Source organism: Saccharopolyspora sp. SCSIO 74807 (assembly GCF_037023755.1).
Lineage (GTDB): Bacteria > Actinomycetota > Actinomycetes > Mycobacteriales > Pseudonocardiaceae > Saccharopolyspora_C > Saccharopolyspora_C galaxeae.
In genome coordinates, this window is the sequence record NZ_CP146100.1 from 1,058,905 (window position 1) to 1,075,945 (window position 17,041).

At 71.5% G+C, this 17,041-nt stretch carries 15 protein-coding genes; 6 read left to right on the forward strand and 9 right to left on the reverse strand.

Going from position 1 to position 17,041, the window contains the following annotated elements; genetic code table 11:
* Window positions 1–53: 53 nt before the first annotated feature.
* The 4 genes from V1457_RS04650 to V1457_RS04665 all read right to left on the reverse strand — a co-directional run bounded on the left by V1457_RS04650 (window position 54) and on the right by V1457_RS04665 (window position 5,367).
* Entirely contained in the window at window positions 54–935 is an 882-nt protein-coding gene (locus V1457_RS04650) for a DUF5336 domain-containing protein (protein ID WP_338600684.1), read from the reverse strand.
* Between the two features lie 369 nt (window positions 936–1,304).
* Window positions 1,305–2,189 carry a succinate--CoA ligase subunit alpha gene (gene sucD / locus V1457_RS04655; protein WP_200068717.1) on the reverse strand — a complete coding sequence of 295 codons (885 nt, stop codon included), beginning with the start codon at window positions 2,187–2,189 and terminating at the stop codon, window positions 1,305–1,307.
* A 5-nt stretch (window positions 2,190–2,194) separates the two neighbouring features.
* Window positions 2,195–3,364 (reverse strand): ADP-forming succinate--CoA ligase subunit beta, encoded by a 1,170-nt coding sequence (gene sucC, locus V1457_RS04660; RefSeq protein ID WP_200068507.1) that lies wholly within the window; start codon window positions 3,362–3,364, stop codon window positions 2,195–2,197.
* A 200-nt stretch (window positions 3,365–3,564) separates the two neighbouring features.
* Complete coding sequence (locus V1457_RS04665; RefSeq protein WP_338600689.1) at window positions 3,565–5,367, reverse strand: hypothetical protein; 1,803 nt, start codon at window positions 5,365–5,367, stop codon at window positions 3,565–3,567.
* A 665-nt stretch (window positions 5,368–6,032) separates the two neighbouring features.
* Here V1457_RS04665 and V1457_RS04670 point away from each other — a divergent pair.
* On the forward strand, window positions 6,033–6,749 hold the full coding sequence (locus V1457_RS04670) for a M23 family metallopeptidase (RefSeq protein WP_307849882.1): 717 nt from the start codon (window positions 6,033–6,035) through the stop codon (window positions 6,747–6,749).
* Between the two features lie 56 nt (window positions 6,750–6,805).
* On the opposite strand, the gene V1457_RS04675 is transcribed toward V1457_RS04670, so the two are convergent.
* From V1457_RS04675 to V1457_RS04690, 4 genes are all read right to left on the reverse strand, one after another.
* Window positions 6,806–7,630: a class I SAM-dependent methyltransferase gene (locus tag V1457_RS04675; protein WP_338600694.1), complete on the reverse strand. Its 825-nt coding sequence runs from the start codon at window positions 7,628–7,630 to the stop codon at window positions 6,806–6,808.
* 69 nt (window positions 7,631–7,699) lie between these two features.
* Complete coding sequence (locus V1457_RS04680) at window positions 7,700–10,264, reverse strand: UvrD-helicase domain-containing protein (RefSeq protein WP_338600697.1); 2,565 nt, start codon at window positions 10,262–10,264, stop codon at window positions 7,700–7,702.
* Window positions 10,265–10,322: 58 nt separating this feature from the next.
* Window positions 10,323–10,721, reverse strand: a complete 399-nt coding sequence (locus V1457_RS04685; protein WP_200068502.1) for a type II toxin-antitoxin system VapC family toxin — start codon at window positions 10,719–10,721, stop codon at window positions 10,323–10,325.
* Entirely contained in the window at window positions 10,718–11,080 is a 363-nt protein-coding gene (locus tag V1457_RS04690; protein ID WP_200068501.1) for a hypothetical protein, read from the reverse strand. Before V1457_RS04690 ends, V1457_RS04685 begins: the two co-directional genes overlap by 4 nt.
* A gap of 307 nt (window positions 11,081–11,387) precedes the next feature.
* Between V1457_RS04690 and V1457_RS04695 the strand changes: the two genes are divergently transcribed.
* Window positions 11,388–11,702, forward strand: coding sequence for a chorismate mutase (locus tag V1457_RS04695; protein WP_200068500.1), 315 nt, complete (start codon window positions 11,388–11,390; stop codon window positions 11,700–11,702).
* Window positions 11,703–11,744: 42 nt separating this feature from the next.
* On the opposite strand, the gene V1457_RS04700 is transcribed toward V1457_RS04695, so the two are convergent.
* Window positions 11,745–12,530, reverse strand: coding sequence for a 3-hydroxybutyrate dehydrogenase (locus V1457_RS04700; RefSeq protein ID WP_200068499.1), 786 nt, complete (start codon window positions 12,528–12,530; stop codon window positions 11,745–11,747).
* Between the two features lie 135 nt (window positions 12,531–12,665).
* On the opposite strand from V1457_RS04700, the gene V1457_RS04705 reads away from it, so the two are divergent.
* The 4 genes from V1457_RS04705 to V1457_RS04720 all read left to right on the forward strand — a co-directional run bounded on the left by V1457_RS04705 (window position 12,666) and on the right by V1457_RS04720 (window position 16,926).
* The gene (locus tag V1457_RS04705; protein ID WP_338600703.1) at window positions 12,666–12,986 is read left to right on the forward strand and encodes a hypothetical protein; all 321 of its coding nucleotides are present in this window, start codon (window positions 12,666–12,668) and stop codon (window positions 12,984–12,986) included.
* A gap of 121 nt (window positions 12,987–13,107) precedes the next feature.
* Window positions 13,108–14,094: a hypothetical protein gene (locus V1457_RS04710; RefSeq protein WP_338600706.1), complete on the forward strand. Its 987-nt coding sequence runs from the start codon at window positions 13,108–13,110 to the stop codon at window positions 14,092–14,094.
* A gap of 161 nt (window positions 14,095–14,255) precedes the next feature.
* Window positions 14,256–14,981: a hypothetical protein gene (locus V1457_RS04715; RefSeq protein ID WP_338600709.1), complete on the forward strand. Its 726-nt coding sequence runs from the start codon at window positions 14,256–14,258 to the stop codon at window positions 14,979–14,981.
* A 475-nt stretch (window positions 14,982–15,456) separates the two neighbouring features.
* Window positions 15,457–16,926, forward strand: a complete 1,470-nt coding sequence (locus tag V1457_RS04720) for a serine/threonine-protein kinase (protein WP_200068495.1) — start codon at window positions 15,457–15,459, stop codon at window positions 16,924–16,926.
* Window positions 16,927–17,041 lie beyond the last annotated feature (115 nt).

Sequence of the window (17,041 nt, forward strand, 5' to 3'; positions counted from 1 at the left end):
ACGCGCGAAAGGCGCCGCCCGCACGATGCGGACGGCGCCCCAGGAACTTCCGATCAGCTCTCGCGGCCCGGATACGGCATCTGCCGCGTCCCCTCCGGACCGTCCACCGGCTGCTGCGGGCCGGACTGCGACGCCTGCGGGCCGGACTGCGAAACCTGCTGCGTGCCCGCATCGCCGGGCGCGGCCGAGAACCCGCCGGACGGGGCCTGCGACTCCGCGCCGAACGGCTGCCCGGACGTGCCCGGACCGCCGTAGCCCGCCGCGTTCTGCGGTCCGCCGGGGTAACCGGCAGGCACGTGCCCCTGCGCGCCGAACGGCTGCCCGCCCTGCGGCGGTCCCCACGGCGGCTGCGCGGGCTGCGGCTGCGCGTACTGCGGACCGGAGTGCTGGCCGAATCCCTGCGGCTTCGGGCCGGGCTGCGCGCCGGCCGGCGGGAACGGCCCGGAGCCGGGCCCCTGCGGATGCGGCGGCTGCGAACTCGGCGAACGTCCCGGCCGCGGCCCGGAGGAGACCACCCCGGCGCCGGTCAGCACCAGCGCGCCCACCGCGGCGAGCTGCACCAAAGACATGATCAGCAGCACGATCCCGACACCGCCCGCGGTGCCGGTGACCACGCTCTGCAGCACCGCCAGCGTCCCGTAGAGCGCCAGCGGACCGGCCGCGACCAGCGTGTCCGGCATCTTCGGCAGCACCTTCAGCCCGGCCAGCCCGGCGGCCACGACGATCGCGAGCCCCGGAGTGCTCACGATCAGCCCGGACGTGGCCTGGTCGAAGAACCCGAGGACGTAGGCGACGAGCCCCGCACCGGCCGCCACCAGCGGCAGCACGGAACTCAGCTCGGTACCGCCGTCCTGACCCGGCGCATCGGGACGAGGAGACCCTGCGTGCGGAGGTGCCGGCTGGTTGGGCGGGGGCGCACCGTAGGGATTGGACATGGTCGAAGAACTCCTCCTCGCCGAGGGTCGGGAGAACGCGCACGCTCGCCCGGGTGAGGTGACACGTGAAACGGTATCGGACCGTGACCGGACCCCCGAACCGGTCCGCCTCCGGCACCCGCAGGCGCACCGCGCCGGGAGCCCGCCCGCTCACCTCGGTCTGCGCCGACCACCGGCGCGCGACCCGAGCGCGCCACCCCGCTGCCGCGGCGACCGTTACCCGCGGTTGGCAACTGTGGAGAACTTCACGACATCCGCGGGACGAAGCCGCGAAAACGGGGGCCGGGCTCCCGCAGGAACCCGGCCCCCGTGCAGCTCCGGACGAGCTCAGCAGGTCTTCGACCCGGACGAACTCAGTCCCGGACGAACTCAGCCCTGGACGATCTCGCGCATCAGGTTCGCGGTCTCGCTCGGAGTCTTGCCGACCTTCACGCCCGCGGCCTCGAGGGCTTCCTTCTTCGCCGCGGCCGTGCCGGACGAACCGGACACGATGGCGCCCGCGTGGCCCATCGTCTTGCCCTCCGGCGCGGTGAACCCGGCGACGTAGCCCACCACCGGCTTGGTGATGTTGGCCTTGACGAACTCGGCGGCCCGCTCCTCGGCGTCGCCGCCGATCTCACCGATCATCACGATCGCCTCGGTCTCCGGGTCGTCCTGGAACGCCTGGAGCGCGTCGATGTGCGTGGTGCCGATGATCGGGTCGCCGCCGATGCCCACGGCGGTGGAGAAACCGATGTCGCGCAGCTCGTACATCATCTGGTACGTCAGCGTGCCCGACTTGGACACCAGCCCGATCTTGCCGGGCCCGGTGATGTCGGCCGGGATGATGCCGGAGTTGGACTTGCCGGGCGAGATCACGCCGGGGCAGTTCGGCCCGACGATGCGGGTCTTGTTGCCGGTCGCGTTGGCGTGCGCCCAGAAGTACGCCGCGTCGTGCACCGGGATGCCCTCGGTGATCACCACGGCCAGCGGGATCTCGGCGTCGATGGCCTCGACCACCGCGTCCTTGGCGAACTTCGGCGGCACGAACACCACCGACACGTCGGCGCCGGTCTCCTTCATCGCCTCGCCGACCGAGCCGAACACGCTCAGCTGCTTGCCCTCGATCTCGACGGTCTGCCCGGCCTTGCGGGCGTTGACGCCGCCGACGATGTTGGTGCCGGACTTGAGCATCCGGGCGGTGTGCTTGGTGCCCTCGGACCCGGTGATGCCCTGGACGATGACCTTGCTGTCGTCGTTGAGGAAGATAGCCATCGCGCTCACGCCCCCGCAGCAGCGAGTTCGGCGGCCTTGTCGGCCGCGCCGTCCATGGTGTCCACCAGCGTCACCAGCGGGTGGTTGGCCTCGGCCAGGATCCGCCTGCCTTCCTCGACGTTGTTGCCGTCGAGGCGCACGACCAGCGGCTTGGTCGCCTCGTCGCCGAGCATCTTCAGCGCCTGCACGATGCCGTTGGCCACGGCGTCGCAGGCGGTGATGCCGCCGAAGACGTTGACGAACACCGACTTCACGTCGCTGTCACCGAGGATGACGTCCAGCCCGGCCGCCATCACCTCGGCGGAAGCACCGCCGCCGATGTCCAGGAAGTTCGCCGGCTTGACGCTGTTGTGCGCCTCGCCCGCGTAGGCGACGACGTCCAGCGTGGACATGACCAGCCCGGCGCCGTTGCCGATGATGCCGACCTCACCGTCGAGCTTGACGTAGTTGAGGTCCTTGGCCTTGGCCTTGGCCTCCAGCGGGTCCTCGGCGTCCTTGTCGACCAGGTCGGCCTGCTTGGCCTGCCGGAACGCGGCGTTCTCGTCCAGCGTGACCTTGCCGTCCAGCGCGATGACCTTGCCCTGCGGGTCCTTGACCAGCGGGTTGATCTCCACCAGCGTGGCGTCCTCGGCCACGAAGGTCTCCCACAGCTGCACGATCACGTCGACGACCTGGTCGGCGATCTCGGCGGGGAACTTCGCGGCGTCGACGATCTCGCGGGCCTTGGCCGCGTCCACGCCCTGGATCGGGTCGATCGGGATGCGCGCCAGTGCTTCCGGCTTGGTCGCCGCGACTTCCTCGATCTCCATCCCACCCTCGACCGAGGCCATCGCCAGGAAGTTCCGGTTGGCGCGGTCGAGCAGGAAGGAGAAGTAGTACTCGTCGGCGATGTCCGAGGCGCTCGTGACCAGCACTCGCCGCGTCACGTGGCCCTTGATGTCCAGGCCGAGGATCGCCTCGGCCTTGGTCTTGGCCTCATCGGCGTTCTCGGCGAGCTTGACGCCGCCTGCCTTGCCCCGGCCCCCGGTCTTGACCTGGGCCTTGATCACCACGGGCCCGCCGAGCTGCTCGGCGGCTGCCTTGGCCCCATCGGGATCTACGGCCACGGAACCGGGCAGCGTCGGCACTCCGTGGGCAGCGAAGATTTCCTTCGCCTGGTACTCGTACAGGTCCACTCGACTCTCCTGCGACGTCGGTGTCGGACGCGGCGACGATATCGACCTGCGAGGAAGCCCGGTGCGGCGCACCCGGTGAACTGGCTCACCCGAGCAGGCGCGTAGCCGCAGGTGAATGCATCCAGCACCGGGTGGGCACGGGTCCGGAACCGCCCTGACGTGACGAACGGAACAGGCGCGACACCTCCGGCGGAGGCGCGTCAGCGACGTGCCGCGAACCCGGCGGTCACCGCGATGGCGAGCACGGCGGCGATCGCGAACCACAGCCCGAGCCCGGGAGCCGCGCCCTCGAACCGCCCGGAGGTGATCGGGAACTCCAGCACCCGCACCGACATGACCAGCGCCGCACCGCCCAGCAGTGCCACCGCGCGCGGCGGACGGCAGCGCGGTGCCAGCACCAGTGCGGCCAGCGCGGCGGCACCGGTCGCGATCAGCCCCCAGGAACTGGTGCTGAACTCGGTGAAGATCCCCGGCGGTGTGTAGTCCGGCGCGGTCAGCACCGGCAGGAACACCGCGCCCAGCGAGAGCACGGCGGCGATCGCCGCGGGCACCGCGACCGAAGGCCGCCAGTCCTGCTCGGTGAGGTCGACGTCGTCGCGCTCGACGGCACCGGCCACCGCGGCCACCACGGCGGCGGCCATCGCCAGCAGCATCGCCGCGCCGGACAGCCACGCACCTGCCCTGGCCTCGGCCGATGCCAGCTGGGTCGCCATCAGCACTGCGTCCAGCGCGGCGGCACCGCCCAGCGGCAGCATCGCCCAGGCCACGGTCAGCGCCGGGCGCAGCGCCGCCGCGGCACGCTGCGCGTTCGCCGTGTCCTGCGAGCCCGTGGGAATGGCAGAGCCCGGTGCGGTCGGCTTGCGCCGGATCAGCAGTCCGGCACCGAGCAGCACCAGCACGACGCCGCCAGGCAGCAGCAACCGCGCCGGGTACGGCGAGGGGTCGTCGAGGTAGCTCGGCATCTGCAGGTGCGGGGTGAGCGCACCCGCGATCGCCAGCGCGCCCGAGAGCACCGCGAGCGCTCCCGCGGCGGTCAGCAGCTTGGTCAACGCGGGCAGCCGCGGTTCGGCGGCGGCGCGCTCGGGCGACTTCCCGCCCGGGAAGGCCAAGCCGACCAGCGCTACCGCCGCGAGCAGCACCAGCACCGGACCCCAGCCGAGCTGGAGCTGCGCCAGCACCGCCACCGCGACCAGCGGCGGCACCGCGACCGCCACCAGCGCGGCGGCCAGCCCGAGCAGCCCACCGCGGACCAGGTCCGGATCGGTCGAGCCCGCGACGACTCCGGCGGCGGTCAGCAGCGCGAGCGCCAGCAGGAGGCTGCCGATGCCGACCGCGGCCGGAGCGTCCACCGCCGGTTTCGCCAGCAGGTACGGGTCGGCGGAGGTGAACGGCCCCATGAGCGCGCCGACGGACGCGACGACCGAGGCGCACAGCACCAGCGCCAGCAAGCCCTGCTTGCGGGCCCGCGCGCGGTCCGAATCGGCGGCGCCGAACGCGGCCCCGCCGGTGCGGTCGAACAGCTTGCCGCCCGCGATCACGGCCAACGCTCCGGCGATCGTGGTCAGCACGTGCCCGGCCAGCAGGACCCACGTGCCTGCCGCGGGCGCCAGCGGTTCGAGCGTGTCGGCGTGCAGCAGTTCCGGCCGCGCGGCGTAGCTCGCGTCCACGACGAGCTGCATGTCCTGCACGAACCGGCCGGGCGCCAGCACCGCCGGGCCGAGCAGCACCGCAGCCGCCACACCTGGCTTGCGGCGCAGCAGAGCCGCCGACAGCGCGGTGGGGATCAACGCGAGCACGAGCAGCAGCGGCCAGGACGTGAACGCGGGCGGCATCGAAGGAGTCACCGCTGCGAACAGCGGGGCGAGTCCACCGAGCAGCGCACCTGCCGCGGACAGCGCGACGGCGATGTTCAGGCCGATCGGTGGACCGGCGCTTTCGGCGGGCGCCGGCCGGGTCTGCGTCACCGACGGCGCATCGGGCGGGAGATCGGGCCGCGCACTCACCGCGCCGACGCTAGCAACCCGCGGGCCCGCGGTGGGACGCCGGGAGCGACGGAGCGCGACCGGCCGCCGACCCGATTCACCCGCGTGGAGGTTTCTTGCGCTGCGAGCGCCGTGCTGATCCGCCACCGGGCCCGGCGCGATCGGTTCCGGGCCGGCGCGCGACTCAGCCGCGTGACAACGTACGAGCGACGAAGGTTGACGACACTGCGCAACCAATTTTGTGACTTGAGTCACTATTTTTCGGGCTCGATCACCCGCCGAGTTGATCTAGGCGCCCTGCTTTGGTCCAAACGGGAGGGTCTTGCTCGATCACGAACCGGCAGGCAGCGGCGCGCCGTAACAACCCCGAGACGCGTTTTGCACGCTGTGCGACCACGCCTGCATCGCCGGATCCCACCACTCCCCGTAGGCGCACGCGCACTGATCGAGATTTGCCCCTAGGGGATCGGCGTGGTTACTGTCCTCCGGTCCGTTGTCACGGTCCGATCACGATGCCGGTTCCCCGACCGGCCGCCCGGAATCCCCGTCCGGGAGTGAGCGGACTCCCCGAGACGGAAGGGCAGGCATTGTCTCGACATCGCTCCCCCGGCGCCCCGAACGCCGAGGAGTCGTCCCCGCACGATCCGCCATCGCAGAATTCGCGGCGGTTCTCCACCCCACCTTCGGTGATCCGCGGACGCATCGTGGTCGCCGCCGTCGCCGCCGGCGCGTTCGCCGCAGCCGGCCAATCGATCGCCAACGGCGAGCCGGCCCCGGACTCGGACGGCGTGCAGCCGCTGGCCTCGGGCCAGGACGCCGCCGCCTCCTTCGGCTCCGCCACCGACTCCTCCACCGGGATGGGCGGATCCGCGCCCGCACCCGAGGTGCTGCCGGTCACCAAGAACACCGACACCGGCTCCGAAGTGGAGAAGCTGGCCAAGAGCCAGCAGATCGCCGGTGAGCGCGCCGCGGCCGAGGCCGCCCGCATCGCCGCCGAGGAAGAGGCCAAGCGCCCGCAGGTAGTCAAGCCCGCGCAAGGCAGCTTCACCTCCGGATTCGGCGGCCGCTGGGGCAGCACGCACTACGGCATCGACATCGCAAACAGCAAAGGCACCCCCATCGTGTCCGCGATGGACGGCACCGTGATCGACGCAGGCCCGGCCAGCGGCTTCGGGCTGTGGGTCCGGGTGCAGCACAACGACGGCACGATCACCGTCTACGGGCACGTCAACAGCATCACCGCCGACGAAGGCGACCAGGTCAAGGCTGGCGACCAGATCGCCACCATGGGCAACCGCGGTTTCTCCACCGGCACGCACCTGCACTTCGAGGTGTGGAACGCCAGCGGCAAGAAGATCAATCCGCTGCCGTGGCTGAGCGAGCGCGGCATCAACTTGACCTGATCCGCGCCGCGCCCCCGCCCCGCCCGGCCGGGCGGGGCGGACCAGGGCGGGTGGGGTCAGCCGTCGAAGTGCATCCGCAGGATGAGCGCCATCCGGCGCAGCGCCGGGATGTGCCCCATCGCCCGCACCAATGCGCGGTAGCTCGCGGGCAGCCGCTCCAACCCGGGCACCTCGAAGAACGTCAGTTCCTCATCCAGCGCCAGCCCCGGGACCGCGTTCACCAGCTCGGCACCGCTGCCGATCGCCCACCGCAACTTCGCGTTCGCCGCCCGCACCGGGCTGTTGAGCACGTTGGCGAAGCGGACGGCCAGCTCGCCCTGCACGTCGCAGATCAACTCCCCCGCGGGGAAGCGCTCGGTGATCCGCCGCAGCAGGGCCAAGCCTTCTTGCGGGTCCAAGTACATCGTCAGCCCCTCGGCGACCACCAGGACCCGGCGATCACCCGGGATCGAGTCGAGCAGCGCCGGGTCGGTGACCGACGAGGCGATCGTGTGGTGCCGTTCGGGCTGTTCGTAGAGCTTCCGGCGCAGGTCGATGACCTCGGGGAAGTCGACGTCGTACCACTCGACCGACGGCGGCAGGTCCAGCCGCAGCCCGCGGCTGTCCAGACCGCAGCCGAGGTGCAGCACGGTGACCTCCGGATGCGCGGCGATCCGGTCGGCGGCCAGCCGGTCGAACAGGCTGCCGCGCAGGGCGATCGACAGCGGGTCGTTCCCGCGCACTCCCGTCTTGCTGAAGTCGTGGTCGATCCGGCGCACGGCCTCTTCCGCGTAGGGATCGTGCAGGATCGGGTCGGCCGAGCGGCTGTGCAGCGCCCGTCCGTAGAGGGTGGCGAGCATGGTGGCCGGCGCGCCGGTGAGATCGGCTCTCTCGCGTTCCATCGCTGAATTCCCCAGCCGCGTGCAGGAGTCTTTGCGCGAGCACGCTAACTCCACCCGGGCGGGCCGGGGTCACAGCTTGGTCAGCGGAACGCTGCCGATGAGCATCAACCGCACGGTTCCCGAGGCCCCGAAATCGATCGTGGCGGTCGCGCGCGCACCTTCGCCCTCGGTGGCCAACACCGTGCCGAGGCCGTACTTGTCGTGCGTGACCCGGTCCCCGGCGTCCAGCTTGATCGCCATCTGGTCCTTCCAGCCCGCCGCACCGGTGCTGCGCATGCCGCGCTCGGCCAGCCCGGCCTGCGCCGAATCCGAACCGCCGCGGTCGAACCCGCCGCGGTTACCCCACGTGCTGCGCACCTGCGGCGCGGACCGCTCCGGCTCGATGCGGCGCCACTCGAACAGCTCGTCCGGGATCTCGGTGAGGAACCGCGAAGCCGGGTTCGTCATCGGCTGCCCCCACGCCGAGCGCATCAACGCCCGCGACAGGTACAGCCGCTGCCGGGCGCGGGTGATGCCGACGTAGGCCAGCCGCCGCTCCTCGGCCAGTTCGGCGGGGTCGCTCAGCGCCCGCATGTGCGGGAAGATCCCGTCTTCCCAGCCGGTGGAGAACACCACCGGGAACTCCAGGCCCTTCGCGGTGTGCAGGGTCATCAGGGTGACCACGCCGTCGCCGGATTCCGGCAGCGAGTCGGCGTCGGCCACCAGCGAAACCCGCTCCAGGAACGCGGCCAGCGAGTCGTCCGCGGGCAGGCCGAGCGCTTCCTCCTCGGCGTCCTCCGCAGCCGGTTCGGCCGGGCGCACGACGGATTCCGCGGAAGGGTCGTCGGTGTCCTGACCGGAAACGTCCTGGCCGGGCTCGTCGTGCCCGGCTGTGTTCTGTCCGCTGCCGGGCTGCCCGCTGCCGGGCTGCCCGCCGCCGGGCTGCCCGTCGGAGGACTGCCCGGGTGCCTGCGGCGCGCGGGACTCGGTGAACTCGCGAGCCACCGTGACCAGCTCCGTCAGGTTCTCCACCCGCCCGGCGTCCTGCGGGTCGTCGCTGGCCTCCAGCTCACCGCGGTAGCCGGTGCGTTCCAGCACCGCCTCCAGCACGTCGGCCACGTCCGACTCGCGGGCGATCTCGCCGAGCTCGTCCAGTAGCGCCACGAAACCGGAGATCTGCCGCTGCGCGCGGGTGGCCAGCGCAGGCACCCGGCCCTCCGCGGCCTGGCGCAGCGCCGCGTTGAACGAAATCCGCTCCTGATCGGCGTGCGAGGCGACCACGGTCTCGGCCTTGTCGCCGATACCGCGCTTGGGCACGTTCAGGATGCGGCGCAGGCTCACCGTGTCGTCCGGGTTGTCCAGCACCCGCAGGTAGGCCAGCGCGTCGCGGACCTCGCGGCGCTCGTAGAAGCGCACCCCGCCGATGACCCGGTAGGGCAGGCCGAGGCGGATGAACACCTCCTCGAACACCCGGGACTGGTTGTTGGTCCGGTAGAACACCGCGATGTCGTTGAACGTGACCTCGCCGTCGTCGACCAGCTTGTCGATCTCGCCGGCCACGAACGCCGCCTCGTCGTGCTCGTTGTCGGCGACGTACCCGACGATCGGCGCGCCTTCGCCCGCCTCGCTCCACAGCCGCTTGTCCCGGCGGTTCGAGTTGCGCCGGATCACCGAGTTCGCCGCGTTCAGGATGGTCTGGGTGGAGCGGTAGTTCTGCTCCAGCAGGATCGTGCGGGCCTGCGGGTAGTCCCGCTCGAACTCCTCGATGTTGCGGATCGTCGCGCCGCGGAACGCGTAGATCGACTGGTCGGCGTCGCCGACCACGCACAGCTCGGCAGGCGGCGTGCCGCTCTCGGTCGGTTCGAGCCCCACCAGCTCGCGCACCAGCACGTACTGCGCGTGGTTGGTGTCCTGGTACTCGTCGACCATCACGTGCCGGAACCGGCGGCGGTAGTGCTCGGCGACGTCCGGGTGCTCGCGCAGCAGGTCCACGGTGCGCATGATCAGGTCGTCGAAGTCCATCGCCTGCGAGTCGGCCAGCTTGCGCTGGTAGGCGGCGTAGACCTGGGCGACCTTGCGCTCCATGTCGTTGCCCGCGCGCTCGGCCGCCTCCGCAGGGGTGACCAGCTCGTTCTTCAGGTTCGACACGTGCACGCCGAGGGTGCGCGCCGGATAGCGCTTGGAGTCCAGCTCCAGCTCGCGGCCGATCATCGTGATCATCCGCCGCGAGTCGTCGGCGTCGTAGATGGTGAAGTTCGACGAGATGCCCAGCGTCTTCGCCTCGCGGCGCAGCACCCGCACGCACATCGAGTGGAACGTGGACACCCACATCGCGTTCGCGCGCCTGCCCACCAGCTCGGCCACCCGCTCCTTCATCTCGGCGGCGGCCTTGTTGGTGAACGTGATCGCCATGATCTGCCCGGGATGCACCCCCTGCGCGAGCAGGTAGGCGATCCGGTTGGTCAGCACCCGGGTCTTGCCGGAACCGGCGCCCGCCACGATCAGCAGCGGCGAGCCGGTGTGCACCACGGCCTCGGACTGCTGCGGGTTCAAGCCCGCGAGCAGGGCGTCCGGATCATGCGCCGCCGCGCCTGCAGCAGCGGCGGAACCCGCCTGGGACGGACCGTCGTGCGGAAGATCGAACAGGGTGCTCATCGCCGCTCCACGTTACCGGGAGCCCCTGACACCCCCGGAGCACCCGCACGCTGCGCGATCACTCGTCCTTGGGCACCACCACCGGCAGCTGGTGCGCCACCGCGGCCTCCTCCAACCGCTTGTCGTAGGTGATGAACGCGCTCAACGGGGTACCGACGTGCAGCGCCGTGGCCAGATGAATCGCATCGAGCGAGCGAATGCTCGCGGGCGTCACCTGATACGCCCGGGTCGCGATCTCGCTCACCGGCACCTTGACCACGCCCGCGAGCATCTTGGTGGCCCATCGCCAGGAACTCTCGCTCGGAACTCCGCGGTTCAGCACGCGAAGCACTTCCACGAGCAGCAACTCGCTCGAAACCCAAGGCTGCTGGTTCGAGGAAACGTACTTCGCGATGGCCGGCCGGTGCTCCTCCGGCAGCAGCAATTTGAGGAATGCGCAGGAGTCGAAGTAGATCATCGCTGATCCTCCGCGCGGTCCCTGAGCAATTCCTCGGACGCGGACCACCCCTGCTCGAAGATCGCCGGAAGAGGCCCTTCCGCAACCATCTCCAGCAGTTCCTCGTGCCGCTGCGGCCAATCCGGGTCGGCGTAACCCTTCCCGACGAACTCGTCCATCCGCCGCTCCACGGCGCTCTGCGGACGAACCAAGGCGAACGGTTCGCCCTCGGCGGTGATCGCGAACGCTTCGCCTTCCCGCACTCGCCTCATCAGTTCGGCCGCATCGGCTACGAAATCGTCCACGTTGATCGTCGGGACGGCGGGCATTTCGGCGTTTCTCGGCTCTTGCCCTGCTTCCGGCGGCCGATCGTCAGTCATAGTCATATGGTGCACTCTCCGCGCAGGCGATGGCGACTTCAACAAGATCCACTCGAACAGGTGGTCGCCTAGCTCGGTGATCTTGCGGCGCTCCGCCTGAGTCCGAAAGCACATGGCCACCGAGCCGCGAGCTGTGGCAGACTTGCCGACGTGCTGACGCAGAACTTCGCAGTGGAGTTTTTCTACGGGCCCGGGACTCCGGCGCCCGTAGTTGCGTGAGCTCTGACCACTACGACGCCCCGGGGTCCTCGGACCCGGGGCGTTCGCATGCCGGGGCCGGGGGCGGGGCCGATCCGGAGGACGAGTCATGAACGCCGCTGTGGACGGTGACCAGCAACAGCCCGAGACCCCCGACGCCGCGGAGCCCGCGCAGCCCGCGTCGGAGGCGATCTCCGGCTTCCGCGAAGAGATCGACTACCTGGACGCCGAGATCCTGCGCCTGGTCAAGCGCCGCGCCGAGGTTTCCAGGCAGGTCGGCGAGCGGCGGATGGCCGACGGCGGACCCCGCATCGTCTACAACCGCGAGATGGACGTGCTCGCGCGCTACCGCGAACTCGGCCCGGAAGGCCGGGAACTCGCGATGATCCTGCTGCGCCTGGGCCGCGGCCGGCTCGGGCACTGACCCGCTCCGCGCGCCGGGCGGGCACCGAGCCGCCCGGCGCGTTCAGTGCGCCGTCCAGCCCCCGTCCATCGGGAACGACGAACCGGTGACCGAGGTCGTGGCCGGTCCGCACAGCCAGCACACCAGGTCGGCCACCTCGTCCGGCTCCACCAGCCGCTTGACCGGGGTGCGCGCCAGCAGCACGTCTTCGATGACCTGCTCCTCCGGCACCCGGTGCAGCTCGGCCTGCTCGGCGACCTGCTTCTCCACCAGCGGGGTGCGCACGTAGCCGGGGTTGATGCAGTTCGAGGTGACGCCGTAGGCGGCGCCCTCCACCGCGATCGTTTTGGACAACCCTTCCAAGCCGTGCTTGGCGGTGACGTACGCGCTCTTGAACGGCGACGCGCGCAGGCCGTGCACCGAGGAGATGTTCACGATCCGGCCCCAGCCCCGCTCGTACATCCCGGGCAGCGCCGCCCGGACCAGCCGGAACGGGGACTCCAGCATCACTCGCAGCAGCTTGCCGAACGCCTCCGGCGGGAACTGGTGCACCGGGGCGACGTGCTGCAGCCCGGCGTTGTTGACCACGACATCGGCGTGCTCGCCCAGCGGGGCGGCGGCTTCCGGATCGTCGAGGTCGACGATGCCGGCCTCGGCTCCGATCTCCTCCGCGATGCGCTGCACCGGCTCGGCGTCGCGGTCCACGGCCACGACGGTGGCGCCGGCCGCGGCGAGCCTGCGCGCGGCGGCGGAGCCGATGCCGCTTGCCGCGCCGGTCACCACCGCCCGCTTGCCGGCGAGCAGGTACGGGTCCGGGACGGCGGGAGAGCCGGTCGGCCGATCATCCATAGCGCGAACCTATGCGTGAGACCCATCTCAATCCAGGGTCGGGGACAACCATTTTCGCGTCCGGCAGCCCGCGCCGGGGGCGTTTCCGGGATATCCCCCATACCGGACGGCCCGCGGTGCGGGCAGACTGGTGGCATGAGCGCAATCGTTGACCTCGTCGCCTGGCTCGTGACCGTCGTGGCGGTGCTGGCAGCCGGTGGCCACGCGGTCTACTTGGGGATGCTGACCTCCGCGGCGCGCAAGCGTCCCGGTGGCCAGCCCGCGGTGGACTTCGCGCGCAAGCGGCTGCCGGTGGCGGGCGTGACGCTGGGCGTCACGCTGCTGGCGTTGCTGATCGCCAGCGGGGGTGCCGTCGGGGCGGACGTCTTCGCCATGCTGCTCGGCGCCGGTGGCGGTGCCGCCTCGCTGAAGGCGTTGCAGAGCAGCCAGACCAAGTTCCGCAGCGGGCAGTACTGAAGTCCCGGTCCGGCCGCAACCGCCGGACCGGCAGCGCCAGTAACCCGTCCGGGCGGTGCTGGCCTTTCTCACCTGCTCGTGTGACGCGCGGGGCGCTCGTTGCTGCCTAGCCTCCCCGACCATGAGCCATTCGGCGGCATCCGGTTCAGCACTCCGACCCATCGTCGCGCCCGAACGACCCATCGCCGCTCCCGAGCGATCGAGCCCTCCGCATCCCGCGCTGGCCCGCCGGGTCGGCCGCGGCGGCCGGGCGGTGCGCTGGTCCGGTGAGATCGCGTCCGACGGCGGCAAGCACCGGGCGAGCGCACCGCCGGACGACCCGCTGGCGGACACCGATCCCACCGGCGGCCTGCACAAGTTCGACCTCGGCATGGTGCCCGCCTCGGTCACCCCGCCCCGCTCGTCCCGGCGTGCGGCGTGGTTCGCGGTGGCCGCCTCCGGTGCCGCGCTCGGCGGCCTGTTGCTGGTGATGGCCAACGCGGTCGGCCCTTCCGCATCGGTCGACGCCCTGCAGCTGCCGGGGATGCCGCGTTTCCGCGGATACCCGGAGCTGCAACCGGACCGGCCGCTGCCGTTGGCGTCACTTCCGGCGGAGGCGGTGGCCCCGCCGTCCGTTGCGGGGCTGCGGCCGCAATCCGTCCCGCTGCCGCAGCGGCCTCAGCACCAGCACGAACCGCCCGCACCGGGGCCACCGCCGGTCGCCGCCCTGCCCGTCGCACCACCCGCGGACGACGCCGAGCCTGCACCACCACCGGCCGAGCCCTCGACACCGGAAACGACTTTCCGCAACGAGCTGCTGACGCTGGCGGATCCGCAGTTGGTGGCGGCACGCTCCGGCGAGTACTTCGCCGCGATCAGCTCCGGCGATCTCCCGTCCGCGTACGCGATGACCACCGGCGCGCTGCGCAACGACGGGTACGAAGCGTTCGCCGCGCGCTACGACCGGGCCGAGTCGGTCGAAGTCGTCGCGGTGACCGCCGCGTCTTCCGGGACCATGACGGACCTGCGCATCACGCGTCCCGACGGCTCGGTGCACGAGCAGCAGCGCCGGCTGCGCTTCACCTCGGGCAGCAACCCGCGGATGTTCGCCGACGAACCAGCGGGCTGAAGCGCCTGCGCTGCGTAGCCACTTGCTCTGTTCGTGCCGTTCGGCTCCGGATTCCTGATCCTCTTTCAGGTGAACCGCGGGCCTGGGGCACCCATGGGCGCCCCAGCGGGAGTACGTGTGCATGGCGCCCGCGCATCGTCCCCGAGGAGGCCCGCACCGAGATGCGGCACCGACGTCCCACCGAACCGGTTCCCGTCCGCCGCGATCCGGAAATCCGCTGGTTACCGCACTTCACCCCGACACCGGACGAGGCAGCCAGGACCGAGCAGCTCGTCAAGGAACTGCTCGGCGGCGACGACACCGTGCCCGCGCCCTCGGCGCCGCTGCGCTTCCGCGTCATCATCGGGACGTTGTGCGGCGCGCTGCTGCTCGGCTCGGCCGTCGCGGCCGGCGCGATCACCGCGAGGTTCAGCACGGATGTCGCGGTTCCCGAGGAGTCGCCGCACGGCGAACTCGCATTCCGCCCCGACGTGCTGCGCGGCAAGCGGGACGGCGGCGTGCAGCAGGCCGCAGTCCGGCCGCCCGAACCGCCGGGTGAACCGCTGAGCGGCGTGAACCCGGCGGCCGGGACGCCGCGCGCGGCGGTGGAAGCGGTGCGGGCGTTCTACCGGGACCTGGGATCGGCCCCGGGCACGGCGGTCGCCAGACTCGCACCGGGAGTGCTGCTGTCTCCGCAGGCCGAAGTCGCGCGCGCCTGGTCGGAAGCGACGACGGTCCGCCCGTTGCAGGTACGCGCGCTCGGCCCGAACGTGGTGCGCAGCGAGGTCGAAGTGGGTTATGCGGACGGAGCCAGGCTGGTGCTGCGGCATCGGATCACCGTCACCGGCGACCGCAGGCCGGTGATCGTGCGCGCGGAGCTGCTGTCGGCCCAGCACTTCCCCCGCTGACCACGGCACAACGCTGCGGCGGTACCGTTCTGCGGGATCACAACAATGCGGCAACGACGTCCGTCGGCTCGTGGCCGCCGCAGCGCCGCCCGGCCGCGCACCGGATTCGGATCGCGAGTCGATCAACGCTTCGGCAGTGCTCCCCGGTCGGCCGCACCACCCGCGGCGTGGACTGCGGAAACACTTCGGCCGACCGGAACGATTCGCAACACGGCGGGGTCGCGACACGCGCGGTGCAGATCGGGCAGTCGGATCTCGCGACTTCGGGCCTATGCCGCGAAGGCGTCGGCTAGGCTGCCGTACCGCGGCAAGGTCCGGCTTCCGGGCCGAAACCGGGCCGCGGAGCAAGGAACGTGTACATGTCGGAGGGCCGAACCGGTCCGCCAAATCCGCCGTTGCCCGGCGGGGCGCAGCCCATCCCGAGGGGTGCGGCGCGAGCCCGTGCGGGCATCGAGAGCAGTACGGGGAGACGTCGGTGAGCGACGAAGGTCGCCTGGTCGCCGGACGCTACCGAGTGCAGCGACGCATCGGCAGTGGCGCGATGGGCGTGGTGTGGGAGTGTGTGGATGAACGCCTGCACCGCACTGTCGCGGTCAAGCAGTTGTTGTTGCAGCCCGGACTGGACCCGGGTGAGGCCGAGGAAGCGCGGCAGCGGGCAATGCGGGAAGGCCGGATCGCGGCCCGCCTCCAGCACCAGCACGCGATCTCGGTCTACGACGTAGCCGAGGACGAGGGCCAGCCGGTGCTGGTCATGGAATACCTGCCGTCCACCAGCCTGGGCGCGATGATGTCCGAGCACGGTCCGCTGCCGCCGCGAGAGGTGGCTCGGATCGGTGCGCAGGTGGCGGCGGCGCTCGGCGCCGCGCACTCCGCAGGGGTGGTGCACCGCGACATCAAGCCCGGCAACATCCTGCTCGGCGACAACGGCACGGTGAAGATCACCGACTTCGGCATCTCGCGCGCCCAGGGCGACGTGCAGGTGACCAAGACGGGAATGCTGGCGGGCACGCCCGCGTACCTGTCGCCGGACGTCGCGATGGGCCAGGAGCCGACCGGCGCGTCCGACGTGTTCTCGCTGGGCGCCACGCTCTACGCGGCGATCGAGGGCCGCCCGCCGTTCGGGCTCAACGAGAACACGCTGGCGTTGCTGCACGCGGTCGCCGCGGGCCGGATCGACCCGCCGCAGCAGTCCGGGGCCATGGGCGAACCGCTGATGGCGATGATGCAGGCCCGCGTCGAGGACCGGCCGGACATGGCCCAGGTGCGGGACATGCTGCAGACGGTCGCCGACGGCTACTCGGTGACCTCGGTGCCGACCTCGGCCGCGCCGATCCCGCCCGCGTTCGACCCGGAGTCGGGCAGCCAGCCGGACCTGCAGCCGACCAGCGTCGTCGGCACGAACCAGCAGGGCAACGGCACCACCGTCGCCTACTACGACGAGGACCCCTACAGCGCGCAGGAGCACCACCCGCGCACCTCCTACATGGGCTCGGACCCGCGCGGGGACGCGGCGCTGGACGTGCCGCCGAAGCGCAGCAAGCGCCCGGTGGTCATCTCCGGCATCGCGCTGGTCGCGGTCGCCGTGGTGGCGGTGCTGGTGACCTCGGCGTTCCTGGGCAGCAAGCCGCCGCCGGACCCGGCGGGCAACCAGCAGGACACCACGCAGGGGCCGCTGCCGCCTCCGCCGCCTGCACCGACCACGTCCGAGGAGACCTCGTCGTCCGCGGAGACCACCTCCGAGGAGAGCGAGACCAGCACGCCGACCTCCACGCAGGAGAGTTCGCAGCCGACCTCCACGCAGCAGCCGACCTCGTCGCAGCCGACCGAGACGAGCTCGCCGACCTCCGGCGGCGGCTCGTCGTCGCAGCCGACCACGGGTGGTTCGACCCAGACCGGATCGCCGCAGTCCGGTCAGGTCAGCGCCAACCAGCAGCCGTCGAGCTGACCCCGGTGCCGTGGCAGGCCGGGGTTCGCGTCCGGGACGCGAACCCCGGCCGCATTGCGTTCGGCGATCGCCGCACCAGTAACGTGAAGCCGTCGAGCAAGAACCGGTCTCGGGG